Below are 15,296 nucleotides of genomic sequence, written 5' to 3' on the forward strand. Positions count from 1 at the left end.
GCTTACTCCCCCTTAAATTGTTCTAAGAAGCGAACATCGTTGAGATAGAAATTTCGAATATCATTGACGCCATAGCGCAACATAGCAATACGATCTGGTCCTAAACCAAAAGCAAAACCAGAATAAATTGTTGGGTCAATACCTGACATTTCCAAAACATTTGGATGAACCATGCCCGCCCCCAAAATTTCAATCCAACCAGTATATTTACAAACATTACAACCTTTACCACCGCATTTAAAACAGCTCACATCTACCTCAACTGAAGGTTCTGTAAAAGGAAAATAACTTGGACGTAAACGCACATTACGATCTTCACCAAATAATGTTTTCAACATAGTTTCTAATGTACCTTTTAAATCTGCCATAGTAATACCTTTATCAATCACTAATCCTTCAATTTGATGAAATTGGTGGCTGTGAGTGGCATCATCAGTATCTCTGCGGAAAACTTTCCCCGGCGAAATCATTCTTAAGGCACCTTTTGAAAAGTCATGATCTTCCATTGTTCGTGCTTGAACTGGTGAAGTATGGGTCCGTAACAATAAATCATCCGATAAATAGAAGGTATCTTGCATGTCACGGGCAGGATGATCTTTAGGTAGATTCATCCGTTCAAAATTATAATGATCGGTTTCAACTTCATTACCTTCAATAATTTGATAACCCATTCCTACAAAAGTATCCTCAATTTCTTCCATGATTTGTGTTAATACGTGGCGACTCCCTTGAGAAATTTGTTTTCCAGGTAAAGTTACGTCAATAGTCTCTTTAGCTAAAGCCGCCTCTAAAGCGACTTGATTTAAAACAGTTTTCTTTTCTTCGATTGCTTCTGTTAATAAATCACGAATCTGATTGGCAAAAGCGCCAACTTTCGGACGTTCTTCCGCTGATAAATCTTTCATTCCTCGTAATACTTCAGTGATTGGTCCTTTTTTCCCTAAAGTTTCCACACGAATTTTTTCAACTTCAGCTAACTCTTTAGTAGCAGAAATTTTTTCAAGTGTGGCTGTTTTTAAATCTTCTAACTGCGTTTGTAAATCCATTTTCTTCTTCCTTTCCACAAAAAAAAGACCTCGTTTTCCTTTTAAAGGAACGAGGTCTCGCGTTACCATCCTAATTCGCCTATTGGCGCTCTTACTTATTCTAACGGCAATTTGCCGGTCTTAAAGACAAGCTCCAGAAGTGAACTTCATTTTTCTTTGACTTAATCTGCTTCCAGTCTACGGCAGATACTCCCTGAAAAGTTTTAAAAAAACTACTCTTTTCCATCAACGCTTTTTCGTATTCGATTAAATCTTATATTACAAGAAATTAACCTTTTACGCAAGTTCTTTAAGCCATCCAAGTTTCACCCCATGAATGAACTTCTGACATTACTTTTTCTAACGACAATCCTTTTTGAGTCAAACAATAATCCATCCGCTTCTGACCTTCACAGGAAATCACACGGCCAACAATTCCTTGCGCCTCTAATTCTTTTAAACGTTCCGTTAAAACTCGGTCGCTTACTTCTGGAATTTTGGCAGCTAAATCAACAAAACGTTGTGGTCCTTCTTCTAATAACACATCAATGATTAGACCGTTCCACTTTTTACCTAAAATTTGAAAACACTTTTCAAATGTCGGACAAAGTGTGAACTCAGTCATTTGTAATTCCGCCATCTTTCTCACCTCGATGTACGAATTATAGCACATCACTTACAAATAATAAGTATAAGTTGCTTAGAATTCTATTTTTCATAATAAGTTAATGATTTTATTTCCTCTTAAAAAAACTAAATTGATTTCACTAACCTTTTTTTGCTTGGCTTTTTCTAATGCTTCTTTGTACAAAGTTAATTGCCCTTTATAGCGATTGATTAATTCTTGTTCACGACTTTCACTATAATAATCTGTCTTAAAATCGTATAAAATAATCTCATTTGGATATTCCAAATAGCCATCAATGATCCCGTGAATTAAGATTTCGTCGTTATTTCGATAATCTTTAAAAATTTCATCTGCTGATAACAACATTGCAAAGGGTTCTTCTCGATGAAGTAAATCTGGTGTAGCCAACAGTTTTTTCCCTAAATCAGTTTCAAAAAAAGTTAAAATATTTTCTATTGAAAGGCTGTCAGCTAATTCTTGGCTTAAACTTTTTTGCGCAATCAATGATTCGATTAATACCCGAACACTTTTTTCAGTTGGTTGTGTGGATACATCGATCAATTGCATCACCAAATGTGTTGCCGTACCGATTTCAGCCGAACTAATTTCATCTGTTTGGACTAAAAATCGCGGCTCCGGTAGTTGGTTCTCGGTAAAGCGATAACGATTTTGATTCAAATTTTGATTGTCAGAAATATCTAATACTTCTCGATTATCAGGGTCATCGTATAATCGTTTTATTTCGGAAACTGACTGATAATTAGTAGTTTTCGTTGCTTCAGGAAAAATATATTGATAGCCGGCTTGTTGTAAAATCTGGCTAACATCAATTTCTTGATCATCTGCTTTAACTTTTGTAAAAACAGGCTGATAACTATTTGCTGTCTGAGCAATTTCTTGAGCATTAGCAAAAGTAATTTTAAACTTTGCAGGATGATGGTAAAGTGAATTTTTTTGGTTTATCGGATATTGTTGTTGATAATTTTCCATCGTTGCATGACGGAATAAACTTTGCCCAATCCAATCTAAAAAGACCCCTTGACCATTACGAATTGCGGTGTCTAAAACAATGTCTTCATTCGTTGCTGCCAATTGCCATTTTTTTAATGCCGCTTCTTGACTGTCATAGGAACCAACAATGAACAATTTTTGCTCAGCTCTCGTCAAAGCTACATACAGTTTTCGCATTTCTTCAGACAATAATTTATTATTTTTTTTCTTGGCAATTAATTTAAAGGCAATTGTTATATAGTTTACCCTTGTAAAAGGATCTAAATACTTTATGCCAATACCGGCATGCTCGTCAAATATATATTTATTTCGTAAATCACTTAAATTAGCTTTTCGACTACTATTTAATAAGAATACTACCGGAAACTCCAAGCCTTTACTGGCATGAATTGTCATTACTGTCACTGCATCCCCAGTTTCTGTTGCAGGCGGTTCAGCCAAATCTTTTGACTTCTCCTGCATTTTTTCAATGAATCGAATAAACTGATACAAGCCTCGATAACTGCTCTTCTCATAATCCTTCGCGCGTTCTACTAATGCCAATAAATTTGCATGTCGTTGCTGACCAGCCGGCATTCCTAAAACATAATCTAAATAAGCTGTTTCTTGATAAATATTCAATAAAAGATCTACCATCGACGTACGATGAGATAGTTCCCGCCAATTATCCAATTGGTTCAGAAAAATAGCAAGCTTTTGACTGATTTTATCTTCTTCAGTGACTTGATAGTTTTTAATTGCCGTAAAGAAATCTCCTTCGACCATTTTTAGCCGAATCGTTGCTAACTCTTGATCATCCAAATCAGTAATTGGTGACCGCAAAACTGCAGCTAATGGAATATCTTGAAAAGGATTGTCAATAATCTGCATTAATGCAACAATAATTCTTAGTTCGGTTGTTTGAAAATAGTTTTGGGCATCATTTACATTTAACGGAATCCCCATTTTCTTAAAGACGTCAATAATAGTTAGATGATTTTTTCGGGTTGGCGTCAATAAAACAATATCCCGATAATCTAAAGCACGATCAATACCCATTTTTTTATCAAAAATTTGGAATTTTTGATCTTTCATTTCACGAATTTTATTCGCAACTAAATAGATTTCCGCAGTCGCACTCTCATCGATCAAGTCATCTTCCTCGACTTTTTGTTCTGCAATTAAAAGCTCTGCTGAAAAATGATCCGACTCAGGAAAAGCCTTGGATCCTGCAATCAGTTCTTCTTGAGAACCATATTCAATCTGGCCCAGCTCTTTATCCATAATTTGTTTAAAAATCAAATTGGTAAAATCCAATACTTCTTTACGAGAGCGGAAATTATCTGGCAAAATAATCTTTCGGTTACCATCAAAATCAACATCGTTTTGGTAGCTTTCATATTTTTCAATAAACAATGTCGGATCAGCTAAACGGAAACCATAAATTGATTGTTTTACATCCCCAACCATGAACATATTTCCTGGATGCTCTTGGCTAACTGCTTGTAAAATTGTTTCTTGAAGTTGATTGATATCTTGATATTCATCAACTAAAACCTCTTTAAATTGAGTCCGATAATAATTTTTAGCAGGATAGGCTCCGTCAATTTCAGTTTCTAAAATTTTCAAAGCAAAATGTTCTAAGTCGTTGAAATCTAACAAGTTCTTACTCATTTTTCTCTCTGAGAATTGTTGGATAAAAGCTTTTTCTACTTCGATTAAGCCACTGACTAATTTTTCCGATTCTTTTAAGATTTCACCTTGTATTTCAAAAGGTTCAGAAAAATAATTCGGTAGGATGTTTTTTTGCAACTGATCTTTATTCAAATTTCGTAAATTTTGAATTTCCGCAAATTCTTCAGGATAGGCCTCTTTTACAGCCTTTATTTCTTTCTTTGTAGATGGAAATGTCTTAAAGGTAGTTGCTTGTATCACTTGATAAGCAATTGCCAAGTCCCCTTTTAATAAAGCTTCTTTAACCGTTAATACATGATTTAGTTCATCTTCTGCTAATTCAATAATTAAGGTTAAACCACCTATCGCTTGCGACCGTTGAATCATCAATTGATAGTTTTCAATCACACGATCTAATTCTGTTACAATCATAGGTCGCAATTGCTCGGTAAAAATTTTGGAGTGAGCAAATTCTCCATCAAACTGATAATTTTCTAACAGCGAGTCTAGCCATTTTTCCGGTTCAGAGTTGGACCGAGCAAAATTGTACATGGAAAAAATTAAATTTTCTAAACCACGATCATCTCGATCACTAGAAAAATTTTCAGTCAAGCGATAAAATTCGACTTCCTTTTTTTCATAATTTAGCTCACGGATACTATCCCATACTTCTTCTTTCAGCAAGATTGTTTCTGTTTCATCCGTTAACATACGATAATTTGGATCTAAATCAATTAAATAAAAAAATCGTTGAATCACTTTTGCACAAAAGGCATGTAAGGTGGAGATATTAGCCATCGGTAACTTACTTAATTGATGGTTGAAATAATTTCTTTCTTCAGAAGTTTTCGCCTCTTCAGCCGCCTGTTGAATCGCTTGCTGGATGCGTTCCTTCATCTCAGCAGCTGCAGCTTCAGTAAAAGTCACAACTAGCAAATCATCGACTGAAAAATTTTGCTGACGAATCTTTTCAATCACACGGCGGACCAAAACAGCTGTTTTACCTGAACCAGCTGAAGCAGAAACTAAAATATTGTCTCCTTGATCATAAATTGCCTGCCATTGCTGCTCCGTAAACATCACATCGGCTGTTCGTTCAGGAATAGGTATTTTTCTACTCATTGCCTTCTTCCTCCGTATTTCCCAGGTCTTTTCGCATCCGATCTAAAATTTCCTCCCGCTTCATTCTTTCAAAGCGGTGATACTGATTATCTGGCATCATGACGTCAAATTTACACACACTTTGGAATGGACAAAATTCACAAGCCCTTTTTTTCTCATTATCCAAAGTCGGATTCAATTTCAATTCTCCAGAAACAATTTGATCACCCGCTTGTTTTAAATTTTGTTTATTATAGTCTCTCAACAAATCAATTTCGTTTATATCATAGAAAGTTTGCTGATTGCGACCAATTGAGTAAGCTCCTTTTTTTGTCATTTCCAGTGGAAATAGAGAAGACTTCTCACCTTCTGCCAATTCTTTATCCATCTCTTTAAAAAGTGCTTCATCTTTAACAAACAGACCATTATATTTAAATTCTTTTAAAGTCTCCTCTGATACATTATCTGTCGGTTTAATCGTAGGATTTTGAACGTGGAAATAATAGGCACCTCCTGGTTTAACTGTTTTATTATTACCTTCAGAAAAATCAGTAATTGCTACATCTAAATAGGTGATTAGCTGCAATGCTAATCCATAATAGGCATCCGTTAACTTAAATCTTTGTTGACTAGATTTGTAATCCACTACGCTAAACCATTGATTTTCTTGATTTGTCACAGTATCAATTCGGTCAATTTTCCCTCGCAGATGTAGTGCTCCGCCATTTACTAATGGCAGATCTAATCCCCTAATACCTTTTTGACCAGCAAGCGATCCAAAAATTACCTCTGTTTTTTCTGTTTGGTAATTTGTCCGTTTACTTTGTTGCATTAAGCCCCAGCTAACCTTTTCAATCGTTTTCGCCAATTGATAACGAATATAGTTCATCCTTGGAGAACTGCTTAAAATTTCAAATTTTACCTTACCAAAAACTTCAGCTAATACGTCATCAGCGAGTTTTTGCCGTTGTTCATCACTAATTTTTGCTAAATTTAAATCATTCTCATTTAATTTTTTAAAGAAAATATCTAAGGCTTCATGATAAAAGTCGCCTTTTCCTGCTTGTGTCAATTCGTATAATGAACGCTCTTTTAGTTTAAGCCCATAATTTGCAAAATATTTAAACTGACAACTATAAAAATTCTCAATTCGTGAAACTGAGGCATACAACTCTTTTCCGTAAAGCTTTCCGGCAATATCTGGTCCCAAATCAAAGGGAACATTTGAATCGGTTAAACTAGCAAAAACTTTCCCAGCCAAATCGCCCACTTCAGCATTTTTTTTCAAACTTTGACTAAGCTTGGCCCATGCTGCCGATAATGGATATTGTTGGTCTTTACTCTGACGATTCAAATTTATTACATCACTAATCATAGTCCGAAACGTACCGACATACTCAGCCGGATTTGTTGTTAAATTCAAATTTTCAAATGAATAAATAGGAATAGCTAAACCTACATTCAGTCTTTTCAAAAACGGAGAAATCCCATAACTACTTTCCTCTACAATAGTAGCGTAACTTAAAAACAATTTTTCTGATGCTGATAAAAAAACACCATAGGCAACGTATGGTTCACTCATGATTTTTTGGCTATTGGCTTCTGGTAAGAACTTATCCTCTGGTAATTCCTGACTGAAAACTTCTCTTTCATCGGCAGTCAATAAACCAGTATCATCAAAGCGTGCAGGAAAATCATGATCATTTAGACCTAAAGCAAATGTCACCTTAGTTTGTTTACCGCGAATATCCAAACGATTAATTTGAACTTGATCTATCGTTGTCGGAATTTTTCCGTAATCTAAATTAACTAATCCAGCGACAAATATTTCTTGAAAAATATCCCAGTCAAAAATTTCATCGCCATAAATCAATACATACTCATCTAACAAATCTAATAAAGCTTGCCACGTCTGTTCATGATTACGAGCCTTTTCCAAGAATCCTCGTTCAACTTCTTGATCACGCCAATGTAACAATTGTTGCTTCACACCTACTCGATCTAAAAAATGATAAAAAATACTTGCTGCTGTACGACCATTTTCCGCTTTCTTTATTTCTTCAAAAAATGGAGGTAAGTATTCTTGAACCATTCGACGTACTAAATTACTGTCATTTTCTATAGTTTCATTTGCATGATATTCGCCAGATTCAAAATCATAGTCCACAAATTTCCAGTCTTTTTCTCTCGTCCAATAGAAGCCTTTGAAATTGTAAGCCAAAGCAACATTTTCAGTCTGATCAATTTTTTCTCGCAAGATTTTTTGTTCTAGCTTCCAAGTATTGGTAGCCCATTCAAAAGGAACAAATAACTCTGTCCTTAACAAACGAATGACATCTGTAATTTGGTAATTGTATTGATCAATTAAAAATAAGGCTTGTAAAAAGTCCAATAAAGGATGTTCAGCCATTTTTTGTTTTTCATCTAAATAATAAGGGATCGCCAATTGGTTAAAAATTGTTGCAACAACACTGCGATAGCGATCATCATTGCGAACTAAAACTTGAATATCTTGATAACGATATCCTTGTTTAATTACTAGCTGTCTAATTTCATTACCCACTCGTCTGACTTCTTCAGCTAATGTAGTAGTCTGCCAAATTTGAATTGCTGCTGATGCTTGCAATTTTTGCGGCTTTTGTGTGCGCCAAAATTCACCAATCTGATTAAATACATTTTTTTTATTGACAGCAATTAAATCAAGCTGGATTGGGATCTTTTCACTACGTGCAGCTTGAACCAACTGATAATAAGTTTTGCCAGTTACTGAAAATAATTCTAATGGATTAGGTAATTGGTCAACATAAGATTGATCTACTTCTAAAGCTACTAAAAGTTGACTTTGAGCCATTAATGTTGTTAATACTTGCATTTCTTTTCCAGTAAAGCTGGTAAAACCGCTGACAATGAACAAATCGTCCACGCGTTTATTATCTGATAAATATTCACTTAATAATTGCAATGGGTCGTTATTTTCGACTTGATATTGAGCAAGCTCTTTTTCATAAGCAGATAAAATAGTTTGTAAATCTTGCATTTTTAAGCCAATATCAATCGTTTTATTTTCAGCTAACAAGAATAAATCATCGACAGTCAGATTTCCTATTTGCATTTCTTGATAGAATTTCATGACTTCTTCAATAAAACCTGATTTATTAATTTCACCTCTAAAGATGACTAAGTCCATTTCTTTTTCTTTTAGGACTTTTCTTAAAACCATTGCATTACCAGCATCTGACAACTGATTACCAGGGATTTTCCCATCTTTTTGTAAAAAGAACCAAGCTAAACGGTTAAAACTAAATACTTGTCGATTAATCGAGCTAAAAGTTCTTGTCTGTTGTGCTTCTTTCATCAAACGCAACAAATGGATTTCTTTTTCGAATTTATTATAATTGGGTACAATAAAAAAAACGCGGCCTGTTTGATGATTACTTAACCAACTTTCAGCAACTTCGACCATTTTTTGATCAGCATCACTTTGTCCAACGCTTCTAAGAAATTGTAAACTCATTTTTTCACCTCTTCTTTTTACATTATAACAATAAAAAAAAAAGACTAGCAAACATCTGCTAGTCAATAGTTCCGATTCTGTTAATCGGCCAGAAAACAAATTTCACATCAGCCATAATATCGTCTTCATCGATATAACCAATAATACGACCATCTTTTGAAATACGTCGATTGTCACCCAAAACAAATAATTTGCCTTCTGGCACTTTATCAGAGCCAAATAAATCTTTTAAAGTAAAATCATAAGTCAAAGGTTCTCCATCAGTTAATTCACTCTTATATTCATCTAAATAAGGTTCACTGTATTTCTTACCGTTTATATATAATTGATCATCTCGATACTCAACAGTATCCCCTGGCAAACCAATCACACGCTTAATATAATTCTTTCCCGGTTCGTCTGGAGCTGGAAAAGTAACGATGTCATACCGTTTCACATCTGTATTTTTTAAAGCAATAACTCGTTCTCCATCAATCAAGGTTGGATCCATTGAATCTCCTTTTACAACCACCGGGGTAAAAACAAATTGCCGCAAACCAAAAAGTACAGCTGCCAAAATGACAAAATATATAATAGTTTTTACCACTTCTTTTAGCTTCATGTAACATCCTCCAATTATTCAATAATAACAGTTTAACATAGTCATTAAAAAATAGACTTATTTCAAACTCTATTTAACAAATTTTTCGAATTAAATCGATAAGCATATTCTTTTACTTACTAAATGTAAGATGATATATTGAGTTTTGTAATTAATAGAAAGAAATGAGGAAATTCACATGTCACAATTTTTAGATGCCTTAAAAAATCGTCGTTCTATCTATGCTTTAGGACGCAACGTTAACTTATCACAAGAAGAGATTTCAACTACGATCAAGGAAGCTGTTAAACTAAGTCCCACTGACTTTAACGCACAAACTACAAGAGCAGTTATTTTGTTTGATGGTGCTCATGAAAAATTATGGAAAATCGTAGAAGCTGCTTTAAAACCAGTTACACCAGCAGAAGCATTTTCAAATACACAAGAAAAATTAGCGGGCTTTAAGAACGCTTATGGCACAGTATTATTCTTTAAAGAAAAAGATACTGTTAAAAACTTACAAGAACAATTCGAACTTTATGCGAATAACTTCCCTATCTGGGCAGAACAATCTAATGGTATCGCTCAAGCAAATACCTGGACTGCACTAGCGGCAGAAGGTCTTGGTGCAAACTTACAACATTACAACCCATTGATTGATGCAGAAGTTACAAGCACTTGGAATATTCCGGCAAACTGGGAATTACGCGGCCAATTAGTTTTTGGTTCAAAAGAAGCAGAAGCTGGAGAAAAAGAATTTATGAACGATGAAGATCGGTTTAAAGTCATTAAATAAAAATATAGTCATGAAGTAAAAGAAAATTTACTTCATGACTTTTTTATCTTACTACTACCGCATAGCGAGTCAAATTGTAACTTGCTTCAAAAGCATGACCTTCCACCCAGTATTGACCAGCATTCGGATCTGATACATGGTAACGATTGGTATGATTATCAAAGCCATCTAAGGTCATTACATGAGCATTATTAATTCCAGTTCCCCACCAATAATTGCCATAACGAGGATCTGCAAAATCCAAAGTGACAAAAACTACCACAGGATTTCCTCCACGTAATTCTTCTTTTAATTCTTCTGGTGAATAGTCAGAAATATTTTCAACATTACCGTAACGACTTCCCCAAGTGGCTAGTGGTTTTGGATAGATTGATTGATATGTACCATTTAAAATTTGATCTGGTCTACCACCAAAACCATCGTTGGGATTTCCATTTGCTGCTAGAGGCATCTCATCAATGAAGCTTCTCAAGTTGTAATTATTTGCTTGTCCCTTTGTTTGAAGCGCCTGCAAAAGTGCTGCTGCTTCACAACCCATTGGATATCCTGCTGAGTTTTGATTAATGTATGGTGCATTTAATGATGCACTATCACTAACTGTCGTTCCTTCACCGGTTGCTTTCCAAGAAACTCCTTCATTTTGCCAGCCAGCATGGATTAAATTATCTCGCTCAGTCACACTAGTTGTGTAATGATGAGCCCCAGCTTTTGCATTTTTATTATACAAACGATAAACATTGATTCCAGATTCTGGTGTATACCAAGAAATTCCTTCATCCTTCCAACCTTTGCTGATCAAATCATTTTTTTCTGTCTCTGATAAAGTGTAATGATGGTCGCCAGCATTTTCATTATACAACCGATAAACGGATTGTCCTGTGTCGGTAGTTTGCCAGCCAGTTCCTTCATAACGCCAACCTGAACGCATTAAGTTTGTCTTTTCCTCATTATGAATCGTATAAAAATGTTCAGAACTATTGGTATTGTATAAACGATATAACGTGGATGCTTGATTTTCTTGAGCAAATCCTGCGATACCAATAAAAGCACTCAACGCAAAACAACTCCAAAAAATTTTCTTCACACAATCATCTCCTTTAATAATTAGTATAACAAAAAAAGAAGATTAACCAAAAAGTCAATCTTCCGTAGTTACAATTTCTAATTTACTACCTTCTTTTAGATGTGTAGAAAAAAAGATAGCCAATTCAGTAATAGTTTCATCAAACAAAAGGACTGGTCCGCGACGATCTTTTCTAAAATAGTTAACCTTGACAAGTTGAGTTAGTTCATCTTCCACTAAAACCACTCTATCAATCTCTATTAATGGAATTCCTTTCAAGTCTAAACTATTTAAAATCAATCGATCTTCTGTTAGGCCCTTTTTATCTAAAACAAAGCTTAAAAGGATTAAGCCAGCTAAAATAGTTCTAATTCGCTGGTCTACATCTATTGCTTGGGTTACAGCCACCCAGATAACTACACCCATCAAAAATGGATATATCACGTATCTTTTTTTTGATGACGCTATCGGGATAATAATTGCCCGACGGTTTACAATTAAGTATAGATACAATACTAGTGTAAATACTAATAGTAAAATGGTAAAAAAATTCAATAATCTCACCTTTGCTTTTTATGAGATAAAGCTAGAATATCTAGCAACCACCATCTTAGCTTTTTCTTCCAATTGAAGTTGATCTGTTGGATTACAAGTTTCAATTCGTAAAACAGCAGTGTTTGTCATTTTTGAAACGACTTCCCCTTCAACATCTTCAATAAATCCAATAGGGTGACAACGGTATGTTTTACCTAATTCAATTTCTTCTTCATTCATAATAAATCCTCCAGTATCGATATTTTCTACTATCTAGCTTTTGGTTAAGTATTTTCGCAATTATAACGGACATCAAGATTCATTACAACCGAAAACACAGGATTTATATTGATTTATCTTTTTTTTATTCTTTTTTTTGATAAAAAAGTTGCTTTCAAGTTGATGTTATGCTTTTTTAAGAACGATTATTATTTAAAGAAATCGTCTTTTTTTGCCACCAAATTCTCATGATTATTTCTTTCTAAATAAAACATACTGGCAAGGCGCTATCTTTTTGCTATACTTGTAGTATTACAAATAAAAAAGGATGAGCTAAATGAATACAGCCAAACAACTTTACCAGTTTACCAAAAAATACCAAGTAAACTATAACCTGAATGAAGAAAAAGGTACTGCACTTTTTAGTTTATTCGTAAATGAATTCCCCAAAGTTGATTTTTCTTTTGCTTTCATCGGTTTTCATAAATATTACGGCCTAAAAAAACAAGAAGGCTTGACTGCTTATGGTATTTCAGGAAATACGTTATATGTTTTAAGTAAACAAAAAAGTTATCGTTATAATTTGCACCAAGCCACCGAAATTAGCGGTAAGAAAAAAATCAATGGGATCTTACTTACCTTAATGATTCGACAAGAAGAGCTTCCGATTCAATTAGGTTTTTCAAATGGGAATCTTGTTCTTGCAGCCTTAAAACAAGGTGCAGGAAAATAATTTTATAGAAGCTAAACAAATTGTTTGGCTTCTAATTTTTTACTACCATCACGTTACATGGTGCATGGTTTACAACATATGAAGTTGTTGAGCCAATTACCATTTGTTCGATTGCACCCGTACCGGTTCCACCTATCATAATTAAATCTATTTCATTTTCTTCTGCATAATCAACAATTTTTCTTTTAGGACTCCCTGAAAGGACTACTTTTTCAAAATCGATTTGTGCTGGCTCATACTCTGCAATTAATTTATCAATTTCAATTTCGGCATTATTCGTATGAATGGTTAAAGAATCATTTACAAAAGCAGGATCGCCAAAAGCGTATTTTACATCTACTACCGCTAAGATTGTCACCTTCGCTTGATTTCTTTTGGCAACAGCCATTGTTTCTTTAAACGCTTCTGTTGATTGTTCAGAGCCGTCTACGGCAACTAAAATATTTTTATATTCTTCTTTCACAACTATCCCCTCCTTAAATTTAATTATAGACTAAATGAAGCGATAAAACATTTTTGAGCCTTCTTAAATCGAAAAAGTTTTATTTTTTTGATAAATGACAATAAAATTTACTTGTCAGCAAGACAGATAATTTTTTTGTGCTATACTGTGAAAGGTAGAAATGTTTAAAGGAGTCTATTTATGGCGTTATTACTTACATTAATTCTTGATATCGCAATGTTTTTGATGCTGATTTACCGCATTGTAGGTGGCGATCAACTTATCTTTTTAATCACCACGATGTTGCAAGCATTATTCTTTTTTGATTTATTGGCTATCTTATTATTGCATCCCAAAAAAATCGAAACATCATCTGATTTTGATCCAGATATGAGTAGACGGGCTCGTAGAAAAAAGAAACCCAAGAAAAGAAAGAAAGCGACTGTCTGGATTACGTTTTTCTCCATGCTAATCGCTTTAGGTTTATTGATTTACTATGCTATTAATGTATACTTTATTTTCTTTTAGAACCTACAAAAAATGCGCAAAACTGTTTATACAGTTTTGCGCATTTTTTAATATAAACTAAGCAAAATACTTCCTAGTGCAAACAAACCACCGCTTAGAAGAAAATACTTTAATCTTCTTTGCTCAACTTCGTGAAAAACAATCATACCACCCATCATGGTGATTACAACCGCGACGGCTGAAATAAGGTAATTAATCTTTTGATCATAAAGTTTATCTAAAAAAAGATAGCCAATAGTTGATACACTAATTAACAAGCCAATAATCACATTATACCAACTTTTCTTTTGGACAAAGCTTTTCGGATTGGTTAGTAACACATAAACGATGGCACTTATAAACACACCCACCATCTGTGGAAAGTAAAATGAAAAGTTTCCAGTATTAATTACATTACTGATAGAAAAATACAAATTGAAACTAAAACTAGAAAAAAATATGATAACCAAAGCTTGCAAGAATTTATTTCTTGTCGATTTCAGATCCCTAAATGCTAATATAAAAATAGCACCAATCATCAAAATACTCACAAGAACCAGTATTAATCCAGATACTCCATTAAACCCGTTAAAAATCAATTGGCTTAAATCAGAAATAATCAATTGCGATGCGACTGAAATAAGCATCATCTGTGTAACACCAATCATTTTTAAAGCTCTTAATTGCCCTAGTTGTCCAACTAAGAAAAAAAGACCAGATAAAAGACTCAGCATAAAAGATCCAAAACTAATTTTTTCTGGTGAAATAGATAAATATACCCCGCTACCAACAATCATTGCACCCATACCTACTCCCAAAATTTGGTTACTCAGTCGCCCACCTAGCCACTTCGCAAACAAAGGTTGAAGCCCCCAGCTAATCGCAGGGATTAATGCAATCATTATATTCATAAACTTGCTCCTAAATATTTAAGGTATCCTAATAACACCTCAAATCTAGAAAAAAAGCAAGAATATTCCTTTTTGGTAACGTCATCATTACTGTAAATTTAAATACTTAGTCTCTGACCACCATAACATTACACGGCGCATGATTGACAACATAATTTGCTACGGAACCCACCAAGATACGTTCAATTCTACCTTTACCAGTTGCTCCTAAGAAAATAAGATCAATATTTAGACTTTTTGGTAAATCTACAGTTAAATATTTTTTAGGATTTCCAACAGCAATCAGAATTTCTGCTTTAGGATAATCGATTTCTTTAATTTTTTTTGTCAATTCAGCATTAACAGAACTTTTCTCTTCCTCGATAACTTTATCTACGGGAATAGCTGTATTCATCAACAAATTACTATCATCAATGACAGAAACTAAGTACAATTTGGTATCATTTCGTTTGGCTGTCTCAACTGCCTCTAACAAAGCATTATCGGCTTGTTCTGATCCGTCCAGAGCTACTAAAATATTTCGATAGCTAGTTTTCATTTTGATCATCTCCTTTTCTTTTATTATAACACCTCGCAAAA

The 15,296-nt window shown here is 34.1% G+C and carries 14 protein-coding genes and 1 other annotated feature; of the genes, 3 read left to right on the forward strand and 11 right to left on the reverse strand.

Annotated elements, in window-relative coordinates; translation table 11 throughout:
* Positions 1-2 precede the first annotated feature (2 nt).
* The 5 genes from pheS to lepB all read right to left on the reverse strand — a co-directional run bounded on the left by pheS (position 3) and on the right by lepB (position 9,533).
* Complete coding sequence (gene pheS / locus ACVWNY_RS07070) at positions 3-1,046, reverse strand: phenylalanine--tRNA ligase subunit alpha (protein ID WP_218325182.1); 1,044 nt, start codon at positions 1,044-1,046, stop codon at positions 3-5.
* Positions 1,047-1,088: 42 nt separating this feature from the next.
* Positions 1,089-1,284, reverse strand: a binding site (T-box leader).
* A gap of 51 nt (positions 1,285-1,335) precedes the next feature.
* Entirely contained in the window at positions 1,336-1,665 is a 330-nt protein-coding gene (locus tag ACVWNY_RS07075; protein ID WP_218325181.1) for a winged helix-turn-helix transcriptional regulator, read from the reverse strand.
* 75 nt (positions 1,666-1,740) lie between these two features.
* Positions 1,741-5,439, reverse strand: a complete 3,699-nt coding sequence (gene addA / locus ACVWNY_RS07080; protein ID WP_454071188.1) for a helicase-exonuclease AddAB subunit AddA — start codon at positions 5,437-5,439, stop codon at positions 1,741-1,743.
* Positions 5,432-8,932 carry a PD-(D/E)XK nuclease family protein gene (locus tag ACVWNY_RS07085; RefSeq protein ID WP_454071189.1) on the reverse strand — a complete coding sequence of 1,167 codons (3,501 nt, stop codon included), beginning with the start codon at positions 8,930-8,932 and terminating at the stop codon, positions 5,432-5,434. Before ACVWNY_RS07085 ends, addA begins: the two co-directional genes overlap by 8 nt.
* Positions 8,933-8,990: 58 nt before the next feature.
* Positions 8,991-9,533, reverse strand: coding sequence for a signal peptidase I (lepB, locus tag ACVWNY_RS07090; protein WP_218325178.1), 543 nt, complete (start codon positions 9,531-9,533; stop codon positions 8,991-8,993).
* A gap of 178 nt (positions 9,534-9,711) precedes the next feature.
* Here lepB and ACVWNY_RS07095 point away from each other — a divergent pair, with 178 nt between their 5' ends.
* Positions 9,712-10,308: a nitroreductase family protein gene (locus ACVWNY_RS07095; RefSeq protein WP_218325177.1), complete on the forward strand. Its 597-nt coding sequence runs from the start codon at positions 9,712-9,714 to the stop codon at positions 10,306-10,308.
* A gap of 43 nt (positions 10,309-10,351) precedes the next feature.
* On the opposite strand, the gene ACVWNY_RS07100 is transcribed toward ACVWNY_RS07095, so the two are convergent.
* Genes ACVWNY_RS07100 through ACVWNY_RS07110 form a run of 3 tightly spaced genes read right to left on the reverse strand, consistent with a single transcriptional unit; the run spans position 10,352 to position 12,145 of the window.
* Complete coding sequence (locus ACVWNY_RS07100; RefSeq protein ID WP_343214706.1) at positions 10,352-11,392, reverse strand: C39 family peptidase; 1,041 nt, start codon at positions 11,390-11,392, stop codon at positions 10,352-10,354.
* 54 nt (positions 11,393-11,446) lie between these two features.
* Positions 11,447-11,935 carry a hypothetical protein gene (locus ACVWNY_RS07105; RefSeq protein WP_461211727.1) on the reverse strand — a complete coding sequence of 163 codons (489 nt, stop codon included), beginning with the start codon at positions 11,933-11,935 and terminating at the stop codon, positions 11,447-11,449.
* 9 nt (positions 11,936-11,944) lie between these two features.
* Complete coding sequence (locus tag ACVWNY_RS07110; RefSeq protein ID WP_218325175.1) at positions 11,945-12,145, reverse strand: hypothetical protein; 201 nt, start codon at positions 12,143-12,145, stop codon at positions 11,945-11,947.
* A 316-nt stretch (positions 12,146-12,461) separates the two neighbouring features.
* Here ACVWNY_RS07110 and ACVWNY_RS07115 point away from each other — a divergent pair, with 316 nt between their 5' ends.
* Positions 12,462-12,857 carry a hypothetical protein gene (locus tag ACVWNY_RS07115; RefSeq protein WP_218325174.1) on the forward strand — a complete coding sequence of 132 codons (396 nt, stop codon included), beginning with the start codon at positions 12,462-12,464 and terminating at the stop codon, positions 12,855-12,857.
* A 31-nt stretch (positions 12,858-12,888) separates the two neighbouring features.
* On the opposite strand, the gene ACVWNY_RS07120 is transcribed toward ACVWNY_RS07115, so the two are convergent.
* Positions 12,889-13,320 carry a universal stress protein gene (locus ACVWNY_RS07120; protein WP_218325173.1) on the reverse strand — a complete coding sequence of 144 codons (432 nt, stop codon included), beginning with the start codon at positions 13,318-13,320 and terminating at the stop codon, positions 12,889-12,891.
* A gap of 180 nt (positions 13,321-13,500) precedes the next feature.
* Here ACVWNY_RS07120 and ACVWNY_RS07125 point away from each other — a divergent pair, with 180 nt between their 5' ends.
* Positions 13,501-13,827 (forward strand): hypothetical protein, encoded by a 327-nt coding sequence (locus tag ACVWNY_RS07125; RefSeq protein WP_218325172.1) that lies wholly within the window; start codon positions 13,501-13,503, stop codon positions 13,825-13,827.
* 47 nt (positions 13,828-13,874) lie between these two features.
* Here ACVWNY_RS07125 and ACVWNY_RS07130 read toward each other — a convergent pair whose 3' ends face one another.
* Both ACVWNY_RS07130 and ACVWNY_RS07135 read right to left on the reverse strand, forming a co-directional pair.
* The gene (locus tag ACVWNY_RS07130) at positions 13,875-14,717 is read right to left on the reverse strand and encodes a GRP family sugar transporter (RefSeq protein ID WP_218325171.1); all 843 of its coding nucleotides are present in this window, start codon (positions 14,715-14,717) and stop codon (positions 13,875-13,877) included.
* A gap of 106 nt (positions 14,718-14,823) precedes the next feature.
* Positions 14,824-15,255, reverse strand: coding sequence for a universal stress protein (locus ACVWNY_RS07135; protein ID WP_218325170.1), 432 nt, complete (start codon positions 15,253-15,255; stop codon positions 14,824-14,826).
* Positions 15,256-15,296: the final 41 nt, after the last annotated feature.

It is taken from the genome of Enterococcus sp. JNUCC 77 (assembly GCF_054819945.1).

Bases quoted from the DNA above. Each gene is read 5' to 3' on its own strand.
- lepB (WP_218325178.1), bottom strand. From the start codon at position 9,533: ATGAAGCTAAAAGAAGTGGTAAAAACTATTATATATTTTGTCATTTTG.
- ACVWNY_RS07095 (WP_218325177.1), top strand. From the start codon at position 9,712: ATGTCACAATTTTTAGATGCCTTAAAAAATCGTCGTTCTATCTATGCT.
- ACVWNY_RS07085 (WP_454071189.1), bottom strand. From the start codon at position 8,932: ATGAGTTTACAATTTCTTAGAAGCGTTGGACAAAGTGATGCTGATCAA.
- ACVWNY_RS07110 (WP_218325175.1), bottom strand. From the start codon at position 12,145: ATGAATGAAGAAGAAATTGAATTAGGTAAAACATACCGTTGTCACCCT.
- ACVWNY_RS07075 (WP_218325181.1), bottom strand. From the start codon at position 1,665: ATGGCGGAATTACAAATGACTGAGTTCACACTTTGTCCGACATTTGAA.
- pheS (WP_218325182.1), bottom strand. From the start codon at position 1,046: ATGGATTTACAAACGCAGTTAGAAGATTTAAAAACAGCCACACTTGAA.
- ACVWNY_RS07130 (WP_218325171.1), bottom strand. From the start codon at position 14,717: ATGAATATAATGATTGCATTAATCCCTGCGATTAGCTGGGGGCTTCAA.
- ACVWNY_RS07125 (WP_218325172.1), top strand. From the start codon at position 13,501: ATGGCGTTATTACTTACATTAATTCTTGATATCGCAATGTTTTTGATG.
- ACVWNY_RS07135 (WP_218325170.1), bottom strand. From the start codon at position 15,255: ATGAAAACTAGCTATCGAAATATTTTAGTAGCTCTGGACGGATCAGAA.
- addA (WP_454071188.1), bottom strand. From the start codon at position 5,439: ATGAGTAGAAAAATACCTATTCCTGAACGAACAGCCGATGTGATGTTT.
- ACVWNY_RS07115 (WP_218325174.1), top strand. From the start codon at position 12,462: ATGAATACAGCCAAACAACTTTACCAGTTTACCAAAAAATACCAAGTA.